This window comes from Streptomyces sp. NPDC006458 (assembly GCF_040612135.1).
GTDB lineage: Bacteria > Actinomycetota > Actinomycetes > Streptomycetales > Streptomycetaceae > Streptomyces.
This window is the reverse complement of the sequence record NZ_JBEXPR010000014.1, coordinates 186054-206421: the sequence shown is the minus strand read 5'-3', so window position 1 is coordinate 206421 and position 20368 is coordinate 186054. Positions and strand designations below refer to the sequence as shown.

The following is a 20368-nucleotide window of genomic DNA, read 5'->3' as shown; positions in this document are numbered from 1 at the left end:
GCGCCCCCGCGCGACAATGGAGGGTGGCCCGCCCCCAGGCGTGCCACCCGAACCGTACGAGGAGGACACGACATGGCGGAGCCCACGCCGCGCCCGAACGAGCCGCGGCTACGCCCCGCGCCCCTGCTCTTCGAGCCCGCGGAGGCCGCCGGGGACCCGGAGCACTTCTTCGACCTGGAGTCGATCGACGACCCGGGGGCCCTGCTCGCGCGGGCGACGGAGCTGACCCAGGCCTTCCGTGCGGCGGCCGACCGGGCGATGGAGTTCCAGGCGATAGCGGCGGCGCAGCTCGCCGACCCGCGGCGGTTCGACCGGCTGACGCACGCGGACATCGCGGAGCGGGCCGAGTGGACCGAGGACTATGCCAAGAAGATGGTCGAGTTCGGCCGCGACCTGCTGCGCGGCGAGAACGGCCACGGCCAGGCCGACCCGGTCTGAGCCCCGCGCCCGCCCGGCATATGCCAGGCGGGCGGGCAAGATACTCCTCCCCACCCGCCCCTGTCCCGGTTTCCCCCAACACAGCGAGACGGGACGCTCACGCCCGGTACATCTGGCTGGCATGAGCAGCTTTCGGCACGAACCGACCTCCGGCCTGTTCGACGAGGGCCGTGGCAACGCGGGGCTCACCCCGGACGGAGCCGCCTGGCTCGCCTCGGCAGGAGCGTATCCGCGCAGCACGCTCGCACTCTGGCGGGAACACCCCGACGCCCCCGTGGTGCTGCCCTGCGGCTCCGCGTTCGACGTGGTGAGCGCCCCGGCGGTGTTCGGCCGCCGGATGCTGGACCGGCTGTGGGAGGACGGGCCGGGCTCGGGGCCGGTGGCGGTGTTCCGCGGCCGCACCCTGCTGTTCGCCGCGCCCGGCACCGCCCAGCGGCTGCCGTCGCTGCTGGAATGGGAGGAGTTCGGCTCCGGCGACGGCGGGCGTACGGCGGCCGTGCCGCCCCTGTTGTGCCACGGCACCGGCGACGCCGTGACCGTCCCCCCACCCGTCGGCGACCCCGGCGCCCGGCACCCTCTCGGCTCCCGCTGGCTGGTCGCCCCCGACACCCGTCATCCCTGGTTACCGGGCCCGGAGGCGCTGATCTGGGCGGCCGTGCGGGTGGCCCGCGAGGCGGTGCGGATATCGATTTTTCCTCCCGCCGATCAGGATGCTAAGGTCTACGACGTCAGCAGGCGCCGCTAGCTCAGTTGGTTAGAGCAGCTGACTCTTAATCAGCGGGTCCGGGGTTCGAGTCCCTGGCGGCGCACAGCTAATAGGTCGCAGACCTGGACGGGCGCCCTCGGTCATCCGAGGGCGCCCGTCGTTTTTCGTCCCGTGGCCACGAAACGGTCCCTGGGTCACACGTGGTCGATCCGCACCGTCCAGGCCCCCGCCGGGGTCCGCCCCTCCACCTCGACGCGTACGTCGTCCCCGGGCACGGTGAAGGTCTCCCCGACATCGACGGGCGCGTCCGCGAGAGGCGGATAGACGGAGGTCTCCCAGCAGGCCTCGGTGTCGGGGTGGGCGTCGATCACCTCGACCGGGCCGCCGCCGGACAAGGCCGAACTGTTCACCCGGTAGACCAGCACCCCGCTCCGGCAGGCGCCGGCGTCGTTGCCGAGGGGGCCGCGCGCCTCGAAGGCGAGCACGCTGTCGGAGCCGGTGCGCACCACCGCGAGCTTGGTGCCGCGGCCGAGCCCGAAGGAGGGCGCCCCGGCGGCCCCCGTCACCGGCACACCAGGCCCGGCCCCGAGCGGCTCCAGGGTGAGCCGGACCGGCCCGGTGCCGCGCACACAGGTCACCTGCCGCGGAGCCAGCCAGCCCAGCTTCCACTTGTGCCAGGCGAAGAGGTCGGGGGCGAGCCCGAACTGGCTGCCCATCAGGTCCCAGTCACCCACATGGGTGTCCCAGTCGCCGGCGCCGTCCACGGGCCGGTGATAGAGATCCGGCAGATCGAACACATGCCCGGTCTCATGGGCCAGCACCAGCCGGTCCGGCGGATGCTTCTCGAACACGGTGACGAACCGGCGGATGTTCGTGCCGTCCGCACGCAGCGGCACGTCCAGATTGACGACCTTCGTGGCGTCGGAGTCCACACCGGGCGCGTCCGGATCGGCGACGAAGTACACGATGTCGTACGCCGAGAAGTCCACCTTCCGGTCGGCCGCCCTGAGGGCGTCGCGCAGATAGGCGGCCCGGTGGGCGGCGGTCCAGTCACGCCGTATGGCGTACGCCGTGGAGGCGCGGGGCATGGTGATCCACTGCCGCAGCGCGTGCGGGCGCAGGCTGAACCTGCCGTAGGAGGCCCGCTGGAAGAAGGCGCTGGTGGCCGGGAAGTGATCGGCGGTCAGCTCCTGGGGCGTGGTGAGCGGCTCGGCGTCCGGGAAGGACAGGAAGACCAGCACGGCGTCCAGCGAGCGGGCGGGCCGCGGATACGCGGCGTTCCAGGTCGCGACGCCCTCGGAGTGGTGGGCGTTGGTGCGTTCCAGGGCGCAGGGCGAGGCCGAGAAGGACTCGGCGACCGAGGGGGCGCCGACGAAGGAGGTGGCGGCGAGCGCCGACATCGTGGTGAGGACGGCCGCGGGCTTGCGCAGTCGGGGGCGCGAGAGCGGACGCGGCACAGGGACCTCCGGACGCGGTCGAGGTGCCCCCACGCCCTGGAGGCAGTGAGGGAGGGACACCGCAGTCCAGCCTGTGTGACTTTCATGTCATACGCCCTGTTTGTCTGCACCGGACGAGTGAGAGGTGGGGCGCCTGGGGCCCCCGGTCCCGTCCGCACGCGCGCGACACCCCCGAACCGCTCACGGTCCGTCACAATCGGTCGACAGCCGAAGAAACCCGCCCAGCCGGGGGCAGAAACGATCCACCCGAAAGGCGGGTCGCGCGCCGGTACACGGGGGACACTGGAGAACGGCTGGAAGGGTCAAGGGGCAGCCTCTATGATCGGCACACTTTCCTGACACTTCCTGCCCGGACAGAGATCGAGCAGAGACCCAGCAGATCGAGTGCACTGCGGGAGCGAGCGGTGAGCGGAACGTCCGAAGGGCCGACACCCGCGGCAGACCTCATCGGGCCGGCCGTCACAGAGAGTGATTTCCAAGCGTCTCGTCGTACCGGTACCGAGGCTCCGGACTCCTTCCGGTCCGCCTTCGCCTCGGCCCCCCTGGCGATGGCCGTCGTCGACCGGGAAGGACTGGTCGCGACCGCCAACGACAGCTTCACCCATCTGTTCGGCACCGCCGAACGACCGGTCACCGGACAGGTCGCGGCCGAACTCGTCGACCTCGCCTCGGACGGCCGCACCTGGCACGCCTACCGCGAGGTCCTGCGCGGCCGCCGCGCCCGGCTGCGCTGCAGCCGCCGGATCAAACACCCGGACGGACACGCCGTCTGGGTCCAGATCACGGTGTCGCCGCTGGACGAGGACACCGAGGGCGTGCTGCTGTCCGTCGCCGACATCAGCGCCCGCCGTGAACTCCAGGCGAGACTGCGGCACTTGCAGATGCACGACCCGGTGACCCGGCTGCCCAACCGCACCCTGTTCTTCGAGCGGCTGACCGCCGCGCTGGAGGCCGTGCCGGAGGAGCGCGGCAGCACCGGCCGGATCGGCCTGTGCTACCTGGACCTCGACGGCTTCAAGGCGATCAACGACACCCTCGGCCACCGCGTCGGCGACCGGCTGCTGGCCGCCGTGGCCGAGCGGCTCACCCGCTGTGCCGACGAGGCCGGTTACGCCCGTGCCAGCGCGCCGCTGGTGGCCCGGCTCGGCGGCGACGAGTTCGCCCTGCTGGTCGAGGACTCCACCGGCACCGACCAGGTGGCCGACCTCGCCGAATCGGTGCTCCTGGCGCTGCGCGCGCCCTTCGACCTGTCCGGCCGGCGGCTGTCGGTCACCGCGTCCGTCGGCGTGGTGGAACGCCTCGCCGCCGACACCACCGCGACCGGGCTGATGCAGGCCGCCGACACCACGCTGTACTGGGCGAAGGCCGACGGCAAGGACCGCTGGACCCTGTTCGACCCCGAGCGCAACGCCCACCGCATGACCCGTCAGGCCCTCGCCTCCACACTGCGGCCCGGCATCGAACGCGGCGAGTTCCGGCTGGACTACCAGCCCCTGGTCGGTATGGCGGACGGCCGGCTGCGCGGGGTCGAGGCCCTGGTGCGCTGGGACCACCCGCAGTTCGGCACGCTGACGCCGAATCGGTTCATCGGACTGGCCGAGGAGGACGGCGCGATCGTCCCGCTGGGCCGCTGGGTGCTGGCCACCGCCTGCCGTCAGGCCCGCCGCTGGCAGCTCGAACACCCTGGCGAGGAACCCCTGTTCGTCAGCGTGAACGTCGCCGTCCGCCAGGTGTGGGACTCGGACCTGGTGGCCGACGTCGACCGCATCCTCACCGAGACGGGCCTCGAACCCGGGCTGCTCCAGCTCGAACTGACCGAGTCGGCGGTGATGGGTTCGGCGGGCCGGCCCCTCCAGGTGCTCCAGGCACTCAGCGGCATGGGCGTCCGTATCGCCATCGACGACTTCGGCACCGGCTACTCCAACCTCGCCTATCTCTCGCGGCTGCCGGTTGACGTGCTGAAACTCGACGGCTCGTTCGTGCGCGGCTTCCAGTACGAGGGCGAGGGCGCGCCGCCGAACCCGGCCGACGAGGTCGTCGTGGAGGCGATGATCCAGCTCGCCCACCGGCTCGGGCTGACCGTCACCGCGGAGTGCGTGGAGACATCCGCACAGGCGGAACGGCTGCGGCGGATCGGATGCGACACCGGGCAGGGCTGGCTGTACTCCCGCCCGGTGACGCCGGATCGTATTTCGGGGCTGCTGGCGCCCGCGTCCTACGCGGGCTGAGGGGCGTACGCCGTCGGCAGGCCGTACGCGTCGGCGATCAGTTCGTAGGAGCGCAGGCGGATCTCGCCGCTGTGGGCGTTGGCGGTGAGCATCAGCTCGTCGGCGCCCGTGCGCTTGTGGAGGTCGTCCAGGCCCGCCCGGACCTCGTCGGCCGTGCCGTGGACGACGTTGGCGTTCCAGGAGTCCATGAACTCCCGCTCCAGCGGGCTGAAGTCGTACGCCTCGGCCTCCTCCGGGGTCGGCACCAGACCCGGCCGGCCCGTGCGCAGCCGGATCATGCTGAGCGCGGCCGCCCTGACCTGCCGGCGGGCCTCGCTCTCCTCGTCGGCGGCGAGCGCGGAGACGCCGATCAGGGCGTACGGCTCGGCGAGCACGGCGGACGGCGTGAACGACTCCCGGTACAGGTCGAGCGCCGGGACGGTGTTCTGCGCCGAGAAGTGGTGGGCGAAGGCGAACGGCAGCCCGAGCATCCCGGCGAGCCGGGCGCTGAAACCGGAGGAGCCCAGCAGCCAGATGGGCGGGCGGTGCGGGGACTGCACCCCACCGGGAGACGTCGCCTGGACCGGGCCGGGAACGGCGTGGATACGGCGGTAGGGGTGGCCGTCGGGGAAGTCGTCGTCCAGGAACCGGGTCAGCTCGGCGAGCTGCTGGGGGAAGGCGTCAGCGGCCTCGTCCAGGGTGTCCGAACGGCGCAGCGCGGCCGCGGTGGCGCCGTCCGTGCCGGGGGCCCGGCCGAGGCCCAGGTCGATCCGGCCGGGTGCCATCGCCTCCAGCGTGCCGAACTGCTCGGCGATGACCAGCGGGGCGTGGTTGGGCAGCATCACGCCGCCCGAGCCGAGGCGGACGCGGTCCGTGTGGGCCGCGAGGTGGGCGAGGATCACGGCCGGGGAGGACGAGGCCACGCCGGGCATGGAGTGGTGCTCGGCCACCCAGTAGCGGTGGAAGCCCCGGGACTCCGTGAGCCGGGCGAGCCGCACGCTGGTGCGCAGGGCGTCGGTGGCGGTACGGCCGGAGCCGACGGTCACGAGATCCAGTACGGACAGGGGGACGGGGGCCGTTCCGTGGATCGTTCCGCGGATCTCGTCTGCCGTCACGGGGGCCTCCTGTGTGCTGCTCGCCTGGTCCTTCGGGCGTTAACAGGGGACTGTCTCCGTTTATTTCCGGCCGCCCGCCGCGGCGCGCGCTCCCGTCAGACCTGCACGATCGGCTCGCGGGTGAACAGCACGCCCAGCATGGGGGCGTTCACCCTGCGGTCCGTCAGGCGCAGCGCCTCCCAGACCGTGACCTGGTGGGCGGTGAGGACCGGCTTGCCCAGGGCCTCCTCCAGGGCCGGCAGGTGGGCGACCGTGCGCAGGGAGGTGCCGGGGACGAGCACGGCCTCGGCGTCCGGGGTGTCGGCGGCGCGGATGTGGGCCAGCAGGCGTGCCTCGTCCCAGTCGCCGGACCGCTCGGCGTGCACGGCGGTCACCTCGAGGCCGCCCGCCCGCAGGAAGTCGGCGAAGGCGGCCGCCTCGGTGCCGGTGTACGGGGCGGCCACGGCAACGCGGCGGGCGGCGACCTCCGCCGCGGCGTGGACGAAGGCGAAGGAGGTCGAGGAGGCGGGCAGGCCGGCGGTCCGGGCCAGGGCGCGGACCCGGTCCTGGGCGCCGTCCCACCCGGGGGCGAAGCTCTCCCGTGTGCCGGCCCAGACCACCGCCTCCGCCCCGGTCAGCCGCAGCTGCTCGACGGCCCGCGCGAGCGGCTCGGGATCGTCGATGTCCACCCGGACGACGTCCACCCGGATGTCGCTGCCCAACAGTTGCTCCAGACGCGGGTAGTCGTCGTCGGCCGAATGGCCCGGGTGGAGGACTCCGAGTGCGGTCATGTCATGCGCCTTCCTGCCGTCGTGGGGCGGTGAGGGCCCGGCGGACGGGTACCCCGTGGACGGGGTGCCCTCACCACGCTCACCCGGTCGGGCGATGCCTCCCACCCGGCCTCCCGGGCCAACCTCCCGGCTTCCCTCCTCGGCCTCCCCGGCCATCCACCCGGCTTCCCTCCTCGGCCTCCCACCTGGCCTCCCCGGCCAACCACCCGGCTTCCCTCGGCCTCCCACCCGGCCTCCCCGGCCAACCACCCGGCTTCCCTCGGCCTCCCACCCGGCCTCCCACCCGGCTTCTCTCCCGCCCCCTCCCGGCCTCCGCTCCCGGCCTCCCTCCATGGTTCGCACACCGACCGGTCACAAATCCGCCGCCCCGTACCCGGGTTCCCGGGGGCATAACCCGGCCGGCCCCGGGTAGCCGCGCCGCCATGGTTCGATCACACAGCACGTCAAGATCTCGTCGGTCGCTGCTCGCGGGGGTGGCGGCGGCCGGTGCGCTGGGGGTCGCGGGATGTTCGAGGGTGGCCACCGCCTCCGGGGTGCGGGGAGGGGACCTGCTGGCACGGCTCAGGGCCCAGGGAGTCGTCCGGCTGGGGATAGCCGGGGAGATCCCGTTCGGTTACATCGACACCGACGGCCGACTCACCGGTGAGGCCCCGGAGTTGGCGAAGGTCGTCTTCAAACGGCTGGGCGTGCCCGAGGTGCAGCCCGTGCCCACCGAGTTCGGGTCGCTCATACCCGGTCTCAACTCGCAGCAGTTCGACGTCGTCGCCGCCGGGATGTACGTCAACCCCGAACGCTGCGAACAGGTCGTCTTCGCCGATCCCGACTACCAGATGCTCGACGCGTTCATCGTGCGCAAGGGCAACCCCCTGGGCCTGCGCGACTACCGGGACGTCGTACGGAAGAAGGCCCGGTTCGCCACCGGCACCGGGTACGCGGAGATCGACTACGCGGTCGGGGCGGGATACCGCGAGAGCGACATCCTCATCGTCCCCGACCAGGTCGCCGGGCTGAACGCGGTTGAGGCGGGGCGGGTCGACGTGTTCGCGGGGACGGCCATCACGGCCCGGGAGGTGGTGAAGAAGTCCGCCAAGGCCGAGGCGACCGAGCCGTTCGCGCCGCTCGTGGACGGCCGCCCCCACGTGGACGGAGGCGCCTTCGCCTTCCGGCGGGACGAGACGCGGCTGCGCGACGCCTTCAACACCGAGCTGCGCGAACTGAAGCGCAGCGGTGAACTGCTGCGTGTGCTGCGCCCGTTCGGGTTCACCGAGGCCGAGATGACCGATCTGACCGCGAAGGAGCTGTGCGGCTCATGACGCCGGGACTGTGGGAACTCGTGCTGGAGGGGACCTGGACCACCCTCCAACTGCTCGTGCTCAGCGCGCTGCTGGCCGCGACGGTGTCCTTCGTCGCCGGCGTCGCCCGCGTCCACCGCCGCTGGTTCGTCCGCTTCCTCGCGGGCTTCTACACCGAGGTGTTCCGCGGCACCTCCGCGCTGGTGATGATCTTCTGGGTGTTCTTCGTGCTGCCCGTCGCCTTCGGCTGGCAGCTGGTGCCGCTGTGGGCGGGCACGCTCGCGCTGGGCCTGACCTACGGGGCGTACGGCTCGGAGATCGTGCGCGGGGCGCTGAACGCCGTGGACCCGGCGCAGAACGAGGGCGGGATCGCGCTGAGCTTCACGCCCTGGCAGCGGATGCGGCGGGTGCTGCTGCCGCAGGCGGTCCCGGAGATGGTGCCGCCGTTCTGCAACCTGCTGATCGAGCTGCTCAAGGGCACCGCGCTGGTGTCCGTGATGGGCATGGGCGACCTCGCCTTCAGCGGCAACCTGGTGCGGCTCGCGCTCCAGGAGAGCTCGGAGATCTACGCGTACATCCTCCTGATCTACTTCGCGATCGCGTTCGTGCTCACCCGGCTGATGAAGGGCCTGGAGAACCGGCTGAAGGCAGGGGTGGCCCGATGAACTGGGACTGGAACGCCGTACGGGACTTCATGCCGCACTTCTGGGACGGGCTGCTGGTCACCCTGAAGGCGCTCGCGCTCGGGTCGCTGGTGTCGTTCGCGCTCGGGCTGGTGTGGGCGCTGCTGATGCGCACGCCGACCCGGTGGGTGCGCTGGCCGGTGGGGGCGGTCACGGAGTTCGTCCGCAACACCCCGCTGCTCGTGCAGCTCTTCTTCCTCTTCTATGTGCTGCCCGAGTGGGGCCTCGCGTTCTCGGCGCTGACCACCGGCGTCCTCGCGATCGGGCTGCACTACTCGACGTACACGATGCAGGTGTACGGCGCCGGCATCGACGCGGTGCCCGCCGGGCAGTGGGAGGCGGCGACCGCGCTGAGCCTGCCGCGCCACCGCACCTGGTCCGTGGTGATCCTGCCGCAGGCCGTGCGCCGGGTGGTGCCCGCGCTCGGCAACTACGTCATCGCGATGCTGAAGGACACGCCGCTGCTGATGACGATCACCGTGCTGGACATGCTCGGCCGGGCGCGGCTGTTCTCGCAGCAGGAATTCCGCTTCACCGAGCCGCTGACCGTGATCGGCGTGGCCTTCGTCCTCGTCTCCTATCTCGCCTCCGTACTCCTGCGCACCTTGGAGCGACGCCTTGTCCGTTGAGATCAGCAATGTCACGAAGAAGTTCGGCGGCCAGACCGTCCTGGACGGGCTGGACCTGAAGGTGAAGAGCGGCAGCCACGTCACCCTGATCGGGCCGTCCGGGTCCGGAAAGACCACGATCCTGCGGATGCTGATGACCCTGACCGAGCCCGACGCGGGCACGATCGCGGTCGACGGGCAGCAGTTGTTCCCCGCCTCCGAGAGACAGCGTCGCGAGGTGCGCCGGAACATCGGCATGGTGTTCCAGCAGTTCAACCTGTTCCCGCACATGAGCGTGCTGCGCAACATCACCGAGGCCCCGGTCACCGTGCTCGGCCAGTCCCGCGAGGAGGCCCAGGAGCGGGCGCGGGAGCTGCTCGACCTGGTCGGGCTCGCCGACAAGTGCGACGCGAAGCCCGCCCGGCTGTCCGGCGGGCAGCAGCAGCGGGTGGCGATAGCCCGCGCGCTGGCGATGCGGCCCAAGGTGCTGCTGCTCGACGAGGTGACCTCGGCGCTGGACCCGGAGCTGGTCGCGGGCGTCCTCGACGTACTGCGCGACGTCGCCCGCAGCACCGACATCACCCTGCTGTGCGTGACCCACGAGATGAACTTCGCCCGGGACATCTCCGACGAGGTCCTGATGTTCGACGCCGGCCGGATCGTGGAGTCGGGCCCGCCGGAGAAGATCTTCAGCGAACCCGAGCAGGAGCGGACGCGGGAATTTCTCGGGGCGGTGCTCTGACGACACGGTGTGAACGGCCGAACACCCCAGGTCTCGACAATGGGACATGTCAACGGCATATGCCACTGGGTCCGCCTCCCAGTTGAGAGGGCTCGTTTCTCGCCAACAACCGCTCCACATCGGCCGTTTGACGGTTATCGTTGAGTGGATCCGACACCCGGATCACGGCCAGGAAAAGCGACCGCAGGGGGAACCGTGGCGCTGAAGCACGAGCCGACCGCGCCGTACCACTCGGCACAGGACGCCCTGCGCGTCCTGGAGACCGTGGCACGGCACACCACCGGCGTCACCGACGCCGAGCTCGCCCGCGAGACCGGACTCGGGCAGGAGCGGCTGACCACGCTCCTGCGGATGCTGCGTCGCGAGGGCTATGTCGAGCAGATCGCCGACGGGGCGTACGTCACCGGCGACGCGCTCGCCCGACTGAGCTCGGCACACCAACGCGAGGAGGCCCTGCGGGACCAGCTCCAGCGGACCCTGAACCGGCTGCGGGACTCCGTGGGCGCGGCGGTCTACATCAGCCGGTACGTCGACGGCGAGGTGAAGGTCACCCAGTACGCCGACGGGCCGGGCACGCCCGCGGTGAACGAGTGGGTGGACTTCCGCCAGTCGGCGCACGCCACCGCGGTCGGCAAGAGCCTGCTGGGCCAGCTGGACCACAACGGCCGGCGCGACCATCTCTCCCGGCACAAGATGGCCCGCCTCACCTCGCGCACGATCACCAGCGACAAGCTGCTGCTCTCGCGCCTGGAGGCGCAGCCGCCGACCGTGCCGGTGCTGGACCTCCAGGAGTACGCGGTCGGCACGGTCTGCGCGGCCGTGCCGATCACCGCGGGCTCCTCGGTCGGCTGCCTCGCCCTGTCCCTGCCGGTCGAGCACGCGCACCGGCTGCGCCAGGCCGCCGACACCCTGAACCGGAACGCGGCCCCGGTGCTGCTGTCGCTCGCGATCTGACGGGCGGGGACGGTCCCGGGGCAGGCGGGTCAGAGCATTCCCCGGGACCAGGTAGTATTTTCTTCGTCGTCGGCCGCGAGAAGCGGAAGGCGAGGGTCATGCGCCGCTAGCTCAGTTGGTTAGAGCAGCTGACTCTTAATCAGCGGGTCCGGGGTTCGAGTCCCTGGCGGCGCACAGAGGAAGGGCCTCTCGCGAGAGCGAGGGGCCCTTCTGTGTGCCCGGTGCGACCGCGGTCAGCCGGGGAAGTCCTGGAAGGCGGTGGCGTAGGTCACCATGAAGCCGACGCAGAACGCGACGAACACGCCGAGGAAGACCAGGGTGCCCACGGCACCCGCCGCCGCCCTGCCGTGTCTCGGGGCCAGGGCCGTGGCCACCACACTCGGGCCCTCCGCATAGCGCACGGTGACGAAGTCGCCCTCGACGGTGGTACCCGGGCCGCCCTCCTCCTCGAAGCGGACGACGCGGCCGTCGCGGGCGGTGAACTCGTAGACGTGGTGCAGTGCCGTGCGCACGGAGGTGTCGCCGGCGCCGCCGTAGGTGGTCGTGTACACGCGCATACAGCGGGCCTCGGCGGTCAGCCCGCTGTTCCAGGCCGCGCTGAGCTGGAGCCAGCGGCGCACCACGCGGTACGCCAGGAAGAGGGCACCGGCGATCATGAGGCCGGGAACCAGGTAGAAAAAGACGTCCATCACGCTTCCCCCGAAGTCGTGTCACGCTCCCCCGCGCCGGCACGGTCGTAACCGGCGCAGGGGGAACGTACCCGCCTGGGGACGCGGATTTGCTCAAGTCACCATCAGAAGGCGACGTCCGAGCACGCGTAGAACGCGTTGGCCGTGTCGGCGATCGTCCACACCGCGAGGATCACGTGCCGACCGCTGAGCCCGGACGGAAGCGTGCCGCTGTGCGAGAGCGTGGCCGGAGGCCGCTGACCGTTGTAGGGCACGGTCAGGAACGGGGTGAGGTTGAGGTCGGACCGGGACAGGTTGTGGTTCTGGTTCCAGCCCGGCTTGGTCACGTAGTACTTGAAGTCGGTCGTGGCGTGCAGGGCGGTGAACTGCCAGCGGAAGGTGTAGCTCTGCCCGCCGGTCACCTTGGTGGCCGGCCAGGTACCGCCGGACGGAGTGCGCGGCGAGCTGAGCGGGGCGAACTGGCCCAGGCCCGCGTTGCAGATCTGCCCGTCGGCGGGACCCGAGGCGGGGAAGCCCTTCGGCCCCTCGACGCTCTGCGGCTCCCATTGGATCGAGCCGCAGCCGGTGACGGTGCCGTTCTGGCAGAGCTTCTGCCGACTGATGGGGAGGTCTGTGTAACCGTGACCGCTGGCACCGCCGGAGGAGAGCACGATCGCTCCCGTGGTGGCCAGACCCACCGCGGCGGCGTACAACTTGGTCTTTTTGCGCATACTGCCGCTCCTGGAGAACGTGGGGAGGTTCAGTGAGCCGTGCAGGTCTAGACCAAGTGGCAGAGTATTGCGGTTAGTTGAACATGTCCATACCAACCACAAACGCCGTCGCCGAGTGCGGGTCGGGGCCTGGGGGCGGCCGCGAGCGGTGTCGGCGCCGACACCGGGACGGGGCTCGGCGGACCGCCGTCCCCGGTGGGTCCCGGCCCGACGCACGGCGGAGCGATGTCCGCGGCGCGGCCGCGCCCCGATGGGCCGCCGGACGCGGCGCCACCTGCATCCCGCTGGACCACCGCACATGCCGGGGCCCAGCACTCGGCGAACCGCCCCCCGCCGCACATGCCGGGGCCCGGCACTCGGCGAACCGCCCCCCGCCGCACATGGCAGGGCCCGGCACTCGGCGAACCGCCCCCCGCGACACCCACCGGAACCCCGACAAGCCACCGGACACCGCACCCCCAGGGGCGCGGGGAACTGCGCGACAAACCACCGACAACCCGCACCCGAAACCCCACCACACACCCCCGAGCCGAACCACCCGACCACCGGAAGCCAGCGGCGGTATGCCCGCCGCCCAAAATCCCACTCCCGCCGCACCGGACCACCGCACGCTCAACGGACCACCGCACGCGATGCGGCCCGGCACTCGGCGAACCGCCCCCCGCGACACCCACCGGAACCCCGACAAGCCACCGGACACCGCACCCCCAGGGGCGCGGGGAACTGCGCGACAAACCACCGACAACCCGCACCCGAAACCCCACCACACACCCCCGAGCCGAACCACCCGACCACCGGAAGCCAGCGGCGGCGGTCCGCCCGCGGGCCCTCAGGGTGACTGTTCGCCGCGGCCCGCGCAGAACGCCACCGTCAAGTCCTTCACCAGGGCCTTGCGTTCGTAGTCGTCCAGTTCGACCAGTCCGCGCATGGTCAGCCGGGTCACCGTGTCCTCGACCGAGTCGACGACCGAGGTGAGCACGCTCGCCCGGTGGCGGGCGTCCAGCGCGGCGATCCGGCGGCGGTGCATCGCCGCCGCCACCTCCGGGGCGTACTCCACCCGCACCGGCTGCACCGAGAACACCTCCAGCCCCACCGGCGCCGCCTCCGCCACCACCAGCCGGGTCAACGCCTCCCCCGTGGCCGCGACCGAGCCGCCCGCCCCGCCCGGCATCTCCACCGACACCCGGGCCAGCGCCGCCTCCACGCACTCGCGCAGATACGTCTCGTGGTCCTCCACCCCGAGCACCGCCCGCGCGGTGTCCCGCACCCGCCACACCACCAGCACCGCCACCCGCACCGCGACCCCGCTCGCGTCGGCCGCGGGCAGGACCTCGCTGCGCCAGTGCCGCAGCCGGACGTCCACCCGGCGGCGCAGCAGCAGCGGGTTGACCCACATCAGGCCGGTGCGCCGGACGGTCCCCCGGTAGCGGCCGAACAGCCCGAGCACCCAGGCCCGCCCGGTCCGCCCCCGGGCCAGCCCGCCGAAGCCGAACAGCCCCAGCGCCCCGGCCCCGGCGTACGCCGCCCACTGCGCGGGCCCGAGCCCGGCCGCGGCGGACGACGGCAGGCCCAGCGCCTCCACCGCGGCCGGCGGCAGGGCCCCCGACCACCAGGAGGTGACCGCGCAGCCCGCCGCCCCGCAGGCCCCGGCGAGGATGCCCACGGCTCCGGGCAGCACCCGGGCGGGCCGTTCGGCCAGCTCGGGATCGACCTGCGGCACCGGGCGGGCCTGCGCCGCGACGGGCCTGCGCACCCGGGGCTGTTCGCCCGTGCCCTGGCGGCGGGCCACCACCGCGGGGCCGAGCGGCACCGGCGCCGGGTCCGGCTCGTCACGGAAGAGGAGATGGACGGGGATCTCGGTGGTCGCCTCGTTCTGGATCAGCCGGCCCGGCCGGGGCGCACCGCCCTCGGGTGGCCGGGACTCGGGCGGACCGGACTCAGGAGTGGGAGAAGTGGTCGTACTCATGCGTGCCTCCAGCCTCCGCGCCAGATGCGTCATGCCAGTGGTTGGTTCCGGGGACCCGCGGCTCCGGAGGGAGCCAAGGGTCCCCGCTACGCGAACAGCCGCCGCCAGGTCTCCGGCCCCGGGTAGCCGTCCGCCGAGCTTCCGCGCCAGCCCTGGGCCCGCTGGAAGGCCTCGACCGCGCGGCGGTCGGCCTCGCTCCAGCGTGGGCCCGGCCCGGTGGCGTAGTACCTGCCGAACCCTTTCTTCACGAGCCGCTGCCCGAGTTGGGTGACGTAGGCGTTGTTCGCCCCGGGCCGGAACACGCCCCGCCCCGGAAACGGGGGGACCCTCGGCGAGGAGGGTGCGGGCGGGCCCGCCGCCCCGGCGGTGATGTTCCGTCCCTGGCCGTTGACCAGCAGCGACCAGGTGCGTGGCCCCGGCAGCCCGTCCGCGGCCGCGCCCGTCCAGCCCTGGGCCAGCTGGAACGCCTGGGTCGCCCCGCGGTCGGAGTCCGACCAGCGCGGGCCGGGCCCGGAGGTGTAGTAGCGCGCCGCGCCGCGCTGGACGAGCATGCGGCCGAGCTGGGTGACGTACTCGTTGTTCGCGCCGGGCCCGAAGTAGCCCGCCCCCGGGTACGGCGACTTCACCTCCGGCTCCGGCTCCGGCTCCGGCTCCGACCCGCCGGTGCCCGTGCCGGGGACGACCCCCTTGTACCGGTAGGCGAGATATTCGTCGGCGTGGCTCCAGTACGGGTAGGGCGTCGCCTGTATGCGGGCGTACGGCATGGTCGCCTCGTAGGCGATGTAGTAGCCGTGGGTGTAATCGGTCCAGCCGCCGAAAAGGGTGACGTGCGAGCCTCGCTCCGGGTCCGCCGGATTGTGGAACAGCAGAATGTCGCCGGGCTGGAGCTCCTCTTTCGTGATGCGGTCCGCGTACTGGTCCAGGCTGCCGGTCCATTCGTTGCCCGGGAGATTCCAGGCCATCGAAACGAACCCCGAGCAGTCCTGCCGATAACCGTCGGACCAGTAGGCGGTCATGCTGTACGGGACGCGCGCCGCCACCCACTGCTTCGCCCGGTTGATGATCTCCGCACGGGTGATCTCGGGCGTCCGCACCACGCTCGTGTCGGCGGGGCGGCCCGCCGGGCCGTGCAGCGGAGAGGTGCCACCCTGCGGGGTCTCGGGCTCGTCACCTGCGGGAACGCCGGGGCGCTGGGAGGCGTGGGGGGCGGCGGCGGCCGGGACCGCGTGACCGGCGCCGAGGGCGGCGGAGGCGACCGCGGCCACCGCGAGCACCCGGTGCGGGGCCGGGTGGCCGGCCGCCCCGGACCGCGGCGGGACCCGTCCGGCGCAGCCGGGGCAGCCGCAGTCGCTCGCGGGATCGAATTCCTCGAAAACCGGAGCCTCCGGAGTCCCCATGCGATTCTCCTCACACCCCAGGTGGAATTGTCCAGGCCTGTGCACATTCCCCAGTTTCCCAACTGAGTTGTGGGTGCGCATGCTGACGGTCCGAATGGTGTACGCGGCCGGCGCCGGGGTTCCGGCCCGCTCCCGGGCGGTCGGGAGCACGTCCGGTGGTCATGTAGAGTTAACGATGTCAGCAGGCGCCGCTAGCTCAGTTGGTTAGAGCAGCTGACTCTTAATCAGCGGGTCCGGGGTTCGAGTCCCTGGCGGCGCACAGACAAGAAGAAGGCCTCCCGCAGCAGCGGGGGGCCTTCTTCTGCGTGGCACCTTGCGATCATGCCGAACACCGTAGAACCCTGGCGGGCGCGAGGCCGTGACGGAACGCGCCACGGGGGCGGCGCGGAAAACGGTTGCACGGAAGACGGGGAGGGGGCCCCGTTCCCGAACCGATGCCGAGACGGGCATCATGCAACCGGAGGGTTGGGGTTCCATGTCTATAGGGTGTGGATGGCGTGGTGACATGGACCCACCACAAACACGCCTGAGCAGGTCGAGGGGGACCGCATCTCAGGCGAAAGGAACCAACAGACACGCGGTGACCTGCGTGTGGGGGGATGACTCATGACGTCGACGCCTGCGGGCGCCCACGGGAACTCCGACCCGTCCCAGACAACCCAGCTCAGGGCGGTCTCCCATCGGACGGGCAACACCGGCGCCTTCCGCCGGATCAAGAAGACACTGCCGCGCTACGACTACGAGCACTACAGCCGACTGGCGGGGCCCCTCACCCAGCCGGACCCGAACAAGCCGTACCGCGTGCAGTACCGCTCGCTCATATCCCAGGAGCCGCACCGCATCCGGGTGGCCCTGATGCTGGCGGCCGCGCCGGTGCTCTCGCTGGTGCTGCTGTTCTGGCTGCTCCAGCCCGAGCACTGGACCGAACGCGACTACCCGGCCTACGACTTCCTCCCGGCCCTCGACGTGGTCATGCTCGTCTCGATCGGCCTGATCGAGCTCTTCCGCTGCATGAACGTGCTGTCGAACGCGCACGCCACCCTGGTCGCCCGCGACCCGGTCCCGGTGGTGCCCGAGACCGGCACCAGGGTCGCCTTCCTGACCTCCTTCGTGCCCGGCAAGGAGCCGCTGGAGATGGTGACGAAGACCCTGGAGGCGGCCGTCAAGATCCGCCACCGGGGCCTGATGCACGTCTGGCTCCTCGACGAGGGCGACGACCCCGAGGTCAGGGAGGTGTGCGCCCGGCTCGGTGTGCACCACTTCTCCCGCAAGGGCATCGCCAAGTGGAACCAGGCCAAGGGCCCGCACCGCGCCAAGACCAAGCACGGCAACTACAACGCCTGGCTGGAAGCGCACGGCGACGCCTACGACTACTTCGCCTCCGTCGACACCGACCACGTGCCGCTGCCCAACTACCTGGAGCGGATGCTGGGCTTCTTCCGCGACCCGGACGTCGGCTTCGTCATCGGCCCGCAGGTGTACGGCAACTACGACACGTTCGTCACCAAGGCCGCCGAGTCGCAGCAGTTCCTCTTCCACGCCCTGATCCAGCGCGCGGGCAACCGCTACGGCGCCCCGATGTTCGTCGGCACCTCCAACGCCGTACGCATCAAGGCGCTCAAGCAGATCGGCGGCCTGTACGACTCGATCACCGAGGACATGGCGACCGGCTTCGAGATCCACCGCCACAAGAACCCGGCGACGGGCCGGAAGTGGCGCTCGGTCTACACGCCCGACGTGCTGGCCGTCGGTGAGGGCCCCAGCGCCTGGACCGACTTCTTCACCCAGCAGATGCGCTGGTCCCGGGGTACGTACGAGACGATCCTCAAGCAGTACTGGAGGGGCTGGGGGACGATGCCCCCCGGCAAGCTCTTCAACTACACGATGATGATCATCTTCTACCCGATCTCGTCCCTCAACTGGATCCTCGCGGCCCTGAGCTGTGCGCTGTTCCTGGGCCTGGGTGCCTCGGGTGTGAACATCGACCCGACGGTGTGGCTGATGCTGTACGGCAACGCCTCCGCGCTCCAGATCGGCCTGTACATCTGGAACCGCCGCCACAACGTCTCGCCGCACGAGCCGGAGGGCTCCGGCGGTGTGGCCGGCATGGTGATGTCCGCGCTGTCGGCACCGCTGTACGCGAAGGCGCTCATCGACTCCGCGCTGCGCCGCAAGAGCAAGTTCGTGGTCACCCCCAAGGGCGACTCGGCCAGCCCGGACCGCTGGTTCGGCACCTTCCGTTACCACTGGTACTTCATCACGATCTTCGGTGCCTCGATCGCCGCCGGCTTCGTCCTCGGCCACGCCCACCCCGCGATGATCATCTGGGCCTCGTTCGCGCTGCTGATCACCGCCACGCCGATCTTCGTCTGGCGCTACGAGCTGCGCCAGGCCGCGAAGCGGCCCGCCGTGAGCGCGCAGGGGCCACAGGACGCCGAGTCCGCGCACGGAGCCCCGTACCCGCCCCAGCAGAGCCGGCCCGCCACACACGGGGGCCCCGACCAGACCATGCACATCGCTCTTGGGGGACGTAAGGAATGAACGACCGTGCAGGCCGCCGTCGGGCCCGTCGACTCGCGATAGGCACGGCCGTGGTACTCGCGCTGGCCGGGATGAACGGGCCGTGGCTGTACCGCTTCGGCACCGAGAAATACCACCAGTACCAGATCAACAAGTCCGAGTACAAAGCCGCCAACGGCCGCTGGGAGATCGTCGAGTTCCCGGAGGAGTACCGGCAGAACACCGTTCACGCGGCGCTGCTGCGCACCGGCAAGATCCTGCTGGTCGCGGGGTCCGGCAACAACCAGGACAACTTCGACGCGAAGAAGTTCGACACCCGGATCTGGGACCCCGTCAAGGGGACCATCAAGAAGGTGTCGACGCCGAACGACCTGTTCTGCACCGGACACACCCAGCTCGCCAACGGCAATCTGCTGATCGCGGGCGGCACCAAGCGGTACGAGAAGCTGAAGGGTGACGTCACCAAGGCCGGCGGCCTGATGATCGTCCACAACGAGAACCCGGACAAGCCGATCACGCTGCCTGCGGGCACCAAGTTCACCGGCAAGGCGAACGGCAAGACCTTCGTCTCCAAGGACCCGGTGCTGGTGCCCCGCGCCGAGAAGGTCTTCGACCCGGTGACGGGCGAGTTCCTGCGCAACGACCCCGGCCTGGGGCGCATCTACGTCGAGGCCCAGCAGAGCGGCGCCGAGTACGAGACCGGCACCCAGGACAACTACCGCGTGCAGGGCCTGAGCGGTGCCGCCGCGCGCAACACGTACGGCATCGCGCAGAAACTCGCCCTGGACAAGAAGGACTTCCAGGGCATCCGGGACGCCTACGAGTTCGATCCGGTCGCCGAGAAGTACATCAAGGTCGACCCGATGAACGAGGCGCGCTGGTACCCGACGCTCACGACCCTGAGCGACGGCAAGATCCTCAGTGTGTCCGGGCTCGACGACATCGGGCAGCTGGTTCCGGGGAAGAACGAGGTCTTCGACCCCGAGACCAAGAAGTGGACGTACACCGAGAAGCTGCGTCAGTTCCCGACGTATCCGGCGCTGTTCCTGATGCAGAACGGGAAGATCTTCTACTCGGGTGCCAACGCGGGCTACGGGCCCGACAACGTGGGGCGGGAGCCCGGCGTCTGGGACGTGGACACCAACAAGTTCACGAAGATTCCCGGGCTGAGCGACGCCGACCGGCTGGAGACGGCCGGGACCGTGCTGCTGCCTCCGGCGCAGGACGAGAAGTACATGGTGATCGGGGGCGGCGGGGTCGGCGAGTCCAAGCTGTCCTCGAAGCGGACGCGGATCGTCGACCTCAAGTCCGACGACCCGAAGTTCGTGGACGGGCCCACGATGGAGAAGGGCACGCGGTATCCGCAGGTCTCGGTCCTGCCGGACGACACCGTGCTGGTGTCGGGCGGGTCGGAGGACTATCGCGGGCGCGGCGGGTCCAACATCCTCCAGGCCCGGATCTACCACCCCGGCACGAACTCCTTCGACCAGGTCGCCGATCCGCTGGTGGGGCGCAACTACCACTCCGGGTCGATCCTGCTGCCCGACGGGCGGGTGATCTTCTTCGGGTCCGACTCGCTGTACAGCGACAAGGCGAACACGAAGCCGGGGAAGTTCGAGCAGCGGGTGGAGATCTACACGCCGCCGTATCTGTACCAGGGGGCGCGGCCCTCGCTGTCCGGGGGGCCCGAGTCGATCGAGCGAGGCGGGTCGGGGACGTTCACCTCGCGGGACGCGTCGTCGATCAAGAAGGTGCGGTTGATTCGGCCTTCGGCCTCCACGCATGTGACGGACGTGGATCAGCGGTCCGTCGCGCTGGACTTCTCCGTGTCCGGGGACAAGGTGACGGTGACTGTGCCGAAGAATCGGAATCTGGTGCAGGCCGGGTGGTACATGGTGTTCGTGGCCGATGGTCGGGGGGTGCCGTCCGCGGCGCGGTGGGTTCGGGTGCCCTAGTCTCCGACGGTTTTGCGGCGTCGTGTTCCTGAACTGCCCGCTCCCGTGTGTTTCTTCCTCGGGTGCGGGCAGTTCGTGGTTTCTCGCGCCGTTCCCCGCGCCCCTGGGAGCGCGCTTCCGCGGGATTGCTGTCGGGTGCCGGTCGATTGTGGTTGTTCG

17 protein-coding genes and 3 tRNA genes are annotated in these 20368 nt (G+C 71.1%); 13 read left to right on the top strand and 7 right to left on the bottom strand.

Annotated elements, in window-relative coordinates; translation table 11 throughout:
* Positions 1-72: 72 nt before the first annotated feature.
* The 3 genes from ABZZ79_RS20800 to ABZZ79_RS20790 all read left to right on the top strand — a co-directional run bounded on the left by ABZZ79_RS20800 (position 73) and on the right by ABZZ79_RS20790 (position 1247).
* Entirely contained in the window at positions 73-438 is a 366-nt protein-coding gene (locus ABZZ79_RS20800; RefSeq protein ID WP_356690763.1) for a hypothetical protein, read from the top strand.
* A 121-nt stretch (positions 439-559) separates the two neighbouring features.
* The gene (locus ABZZ79_RS20795) at positions 560-1183 is read left to right on the top strand and encodes a bifunctional DNA primase/polymerase (RefSeq protein WP_356690761.1); all 624 of its coding nucleotides are present in this window, start codon (positions 560-562) and stop codon (positions 1181-1183) included.
* Positions 1174-1247, top strand: a tRNA-Lys gene (locus ABZZ79_RS20790). The genes ABZZ79_RS20795 and ABZZ79_RS20790 overlap by 10 nt, the downstream gene beginning before the upstream one ends.
* Before the next feature lie 91 nt (positions 1248-1338).
* Here ABZZ79_RS20790 and ABZZ79_RS20785 read toward each other — a convergent pair.
* Positions 1339-2601, bottom strand: coding sequence for a M6 family metalloprotease domain-containing protein (locus ABZZ79_RS20785; RefSeq protein ID WP_356690759.1), 1263 nt, complete (start codon positions 2599-2601; stop codon positions 1339-1341).
* A gap of 404 nt (positions 2602-3005) precedes the next feature.
* Here ABZZ79_RS20785 and ABZZ79_RS20780 point away from each other — a divergent pair, with 404 nt between their 5' ends.
* Positions 3006-4829: an EAL domain-containing protein gene (locus ABZZ79_RS20780; protein ID WP_356690757.1), complete on the top strand. Its 1824-nt coding sequence runs from the start codon at positions 3006-3008 to the stop codon at positions 4827-4829.
* On the opposite strand, the gene ABZZ79_RS20775 is transcribed toward ABZZ79_RS20780, so the two are convergent.
* Together ABZZ79_RS20775 and ABZZ79_RS20770 are read right to left on the bottom strand one after the other, a co-directional pair.
* The gene (locus ABZZ79_RS20775) at positions 4817-5923 is read right to left on the bottom strand and encodes an LLM class flavin-dependent oxidoreductase (protein WP_356690755.1); all 1107 of its coding nucleotides are present in this window, start codon (positions 5921-5923) and stop codon (positions 4817-4819) included. The two genes, ABZZ79_RS20780 and ABZZ79_RS20775, sit on opposite strands and share 13 nt — an antisense overlap.
* 95 nt (positions 5924-6018) lie before the next feature.
* The gene (locus ABZZ79_RS20770; protein WP_356690753.1) at positions 6019-6693 is read right to left on the bottom strand and encodes a decarboxylase; all 675 of its coding nucleotides are present in this window, start codon (positions 6691-6693) and stop codon (positions 6019-6021) included.
* Between the two features lie 422 nt (positions 6694-7115).
* On the opposite strand from ABZZ79_RS20770, the gene ehuB reads away from it, so the two are divergent.
* The 6 genes from ehuB (at position 7116) to ABZZ79_RS20740 (ending at position 11146) form a co-directional block, all read left to right on the top strand.
* A complete protein-coding gene (gene ehuB, locus ABZZ79_RS20765; RefSeq protein ID WP_356690751.1) occupies positions 7116-8006 on the top strand; it encodes an ectoine/hydroxyectoine ABC transporter substrate-binding protein EhuB in 891 nt (296 codons plus the stop codon).
* Complete coding sequence (ehuC, locus tag ABZZ79_RS20760) at positions 8003-8650, top strand: ectoine/hydroxyectoine ABC transporter permease subunit EhuC (RefSeq protein WP_356690749.1); 648 nt, start codon at positions 8003-8005, stop codon at positions 8648-8650. Before ehuB ends, ehuC begins: the two co-directional genes overlap by 4 nt.
* Positions 8647-9297, top strand: a complete 651-nt coding sequence (ehuD, locus tag ABZZ79_RS20755) for an ectoine/hydroxyectoine ABC transporter permease subunit EhuD (RefSeq protein ID WP_356690747.1) — start codon at positions 8647-8649, stop codon at positions 9295-9297. Before ehuC ends, ehuD begins: the two co-directional genes overlap by 4 nt.
* Positions 9287-10018: an ectoine/hydroxyectoine ABC transporter ATP-binding protein EhuA gene (ehuA, locus tag ABZZ79_RS20750; RefSeq protein WP_356690745.1), complete on the top strand. Its 732-nt coding sequence runs from the start codon at positions 9287-9289 to the stop codon at positions 10016-10018. Before ehuD ends, ehuA begins: the two co-directional genes overlap by 11 nt.
* Before the next feature lie 195 nt (positions 10019-10213).
* The gene (locus ABZZ79_RS20745) at positions 10214-10972 is read left to right on the top strand and encodes an IclR family transcriptional regulator C-terminal domain-containing protein (RefSeq protein WP_356690743.1); all 759 of its coding nucleotides are present in this window, start codon (positions 10214-10216) and stop codon (positions 10970-10972) included.
* A 100-nt stretch (positions 10973-11072) separates the two neighbouring features.
* A tRNA-Lys gene (locus tag ABZZ79_RS20740) sits at positions 11073-11146 on the top strand.
* 59 nt (positions 11147-11205) lie between these two features.
* Here ABZZ79_RS20740 and ABZZ79_RS20735 read toward each other — a convergent pair.
* The 4 genes from ABZZ79_RS20735 to ABZZ79_RS20720 form a co-directional block, all read right to left on the bottom strand.
* The gene (locus ABZZ79_RS20735; protein ID WP_356690811.1) at positions 11206-11661 is read right to left on the bottom strand and encodes a hypothetical protein; all 456 of its coding nucleotides are present in this window, start codon (positions 11659-11661) and stop codon (positions 11206-11208) included.
* 104 nt (positions 11662-11765) lie between these two features.
* Positions 11766-12371 carry a lytic polysaccharide monooxygenase gene (locus tag ABZZ79_RS20730; protein ID WP_356690741.1) on the bottom strand — a complete coding sequence of 202 codons (606 nt, stop codon included), beginning with the start codon at positions 12369-12371 and terminating at the stop codon, positions 11766-11768.
* A gap of 829 nt (positions 12372-13200) precedes the next feature.
* Complete coding sequence (locus tag ABZZ79_RS20725; protein ID WP_356690739.1) at positions 13201-14337, bottom strand: SPFH domain-containing protein; 1137 nt, start codon at positions 14335-14337, stop codon at positions 13201-13203.
* Positions 14338-14423: 86 nt separating this feature from the next.
* On the bottom strand, positions 14424-15734 hold the full coding sequence (locus ABZZ79_RS20720) for a peptidoglycan-binding protein (protein ID WP_356690737.1): 1311 nt from the start codon (positions 15732-15734) through the stop codon (positions 14424-14426).
* Between the two features lie 185 nt (positions 15735-15919).
* On the opposite strand from ABZZ79_RS20720, the gene ABZZ79_RS20715 reads away from it, so the two are divergent.
* The 3 genes from ABZZ79_RS20715 (at position 15920) to ABZZ79_RS20705 (ending at position 20209) form a co-directional block, all read left to right on the top strand.
* Positions 15920-15993: transfer RNA gene (locus tag ABZZ79_RS20715), tRNA-Lys, on the top strand.
* 347 nt (positions 15994-16340) lie between these two features.
* Positions 16341-18275: a glycosyltransferase family 2 protein gene (locus ABZZ79_RS20710; RefSeq protein ID WP_356690735.1), complete on the top strand. Its 1935-nt coding sequence runs from the start codon at positions 16341-16343 to the stop codon at positions 18273-18275.
* Positions 18272-20209, top strand: a complete 1938-nt coding sequence (locus ABZZ79_RS20705; protein ID WP_356690733.1) for a kelch motif-containing protein — start codon at positions 18272-18274, stop codon at positions 20207-20209. The genes ABZZ79_RS20710 and ABZZ79_RS20705 overlap by 4 nt, the downstream gene beginning before the upstream one ends.
* The last annotated feature ends 159 nt before the right edge of the window (positions 20210-20368 follow it).

Bases quoted from the DNA above. Each gene is read 5' to 3' on its own strand.
- ABZZ79_RS20800 (WP_356690763.1), top strand. From the start codon at position 73: ATGGCGGAGCCCACGCCGCGCCCGAACGAGCCGCGGCTACGCCCCGCG.
- ABZZ79_RS20795 (WP_356690761.1), top strand. From the start codon at position 560: ATGAGCAGCTTTCGGCACGAACCGACCTCCGGCCTGTTCGACGAGGGC.
- ABZZ79_RS20770 (WP_356690753.1), bottom strand. From the start codon at position 6,693: ATGACCGCACTCGGAGTCCTCCACCCGGGCCATTCGGCCGACGACGAC.
- ehuB (WP_356690751.1), top strand. From the start codon at position 7,116: ATGGTTCGATCACACAGCACGTCAAGATCTCGTCGGTCGCTGCTCGCG.
- ehuC (WP_356690749.1), top strand. From the start codon at position 8,003: ATGACGCCGGGACTGTGGGAACTCGTGCTGGAGGGGACCTGGACCACC.
- ehuD (WP_356690747.1), top strand. From the start codon at position 8,647: ATGAACTGGGACTGGAACGCCGTACGGGACTTCATGCCGCACTTCTGG.
- ABZZ79_RS20735 (WP_356690811.1), bottom strand. From the start codon at position 11,661: ATGGACGTCTTTTTCTACCTGGTTCCCGGCCTCATGATCGCCGGTGCC.
- ABZZ79_RS20730 (WP_356690741.1), bottom strand. From the start codon at position 12,371: ATGCGCAAAAAGACCAAGTTGTACGCCGCCGCGGTGGGTCTGGCCACC.
- ABZZ79_RS20725 (WP_356690739.1), bottom strand. From the start codon at position 14,337: ATGAGTACGACCACTTCTCCCACTCCTGAGTCCGGTCCGCCCGAGTCC.
- ABZZ79_RS20720 (WP_356690737.1), bottom strand. From the start codon at position 15,734: ATGGGGACTCCGGAGGCTCCGGTTTTCGAGGAATTCGATCCCGCGAGC.
- ABZZ79_RS20710 (WP_356690735.1), top strand. From the start codon at position 16,341: ATGACGTCGACGCCTGCGGGCGCCCACGGGAACTCCGACCCGTCCCAG.
- ABZZ79_RS20705 (WP_356690733.1), top strand. From the start codon at position 18,272: ATGAACGACCGTGCAGGCCGCCGTCGGGCCCGTCGACTCGCGATAGGC.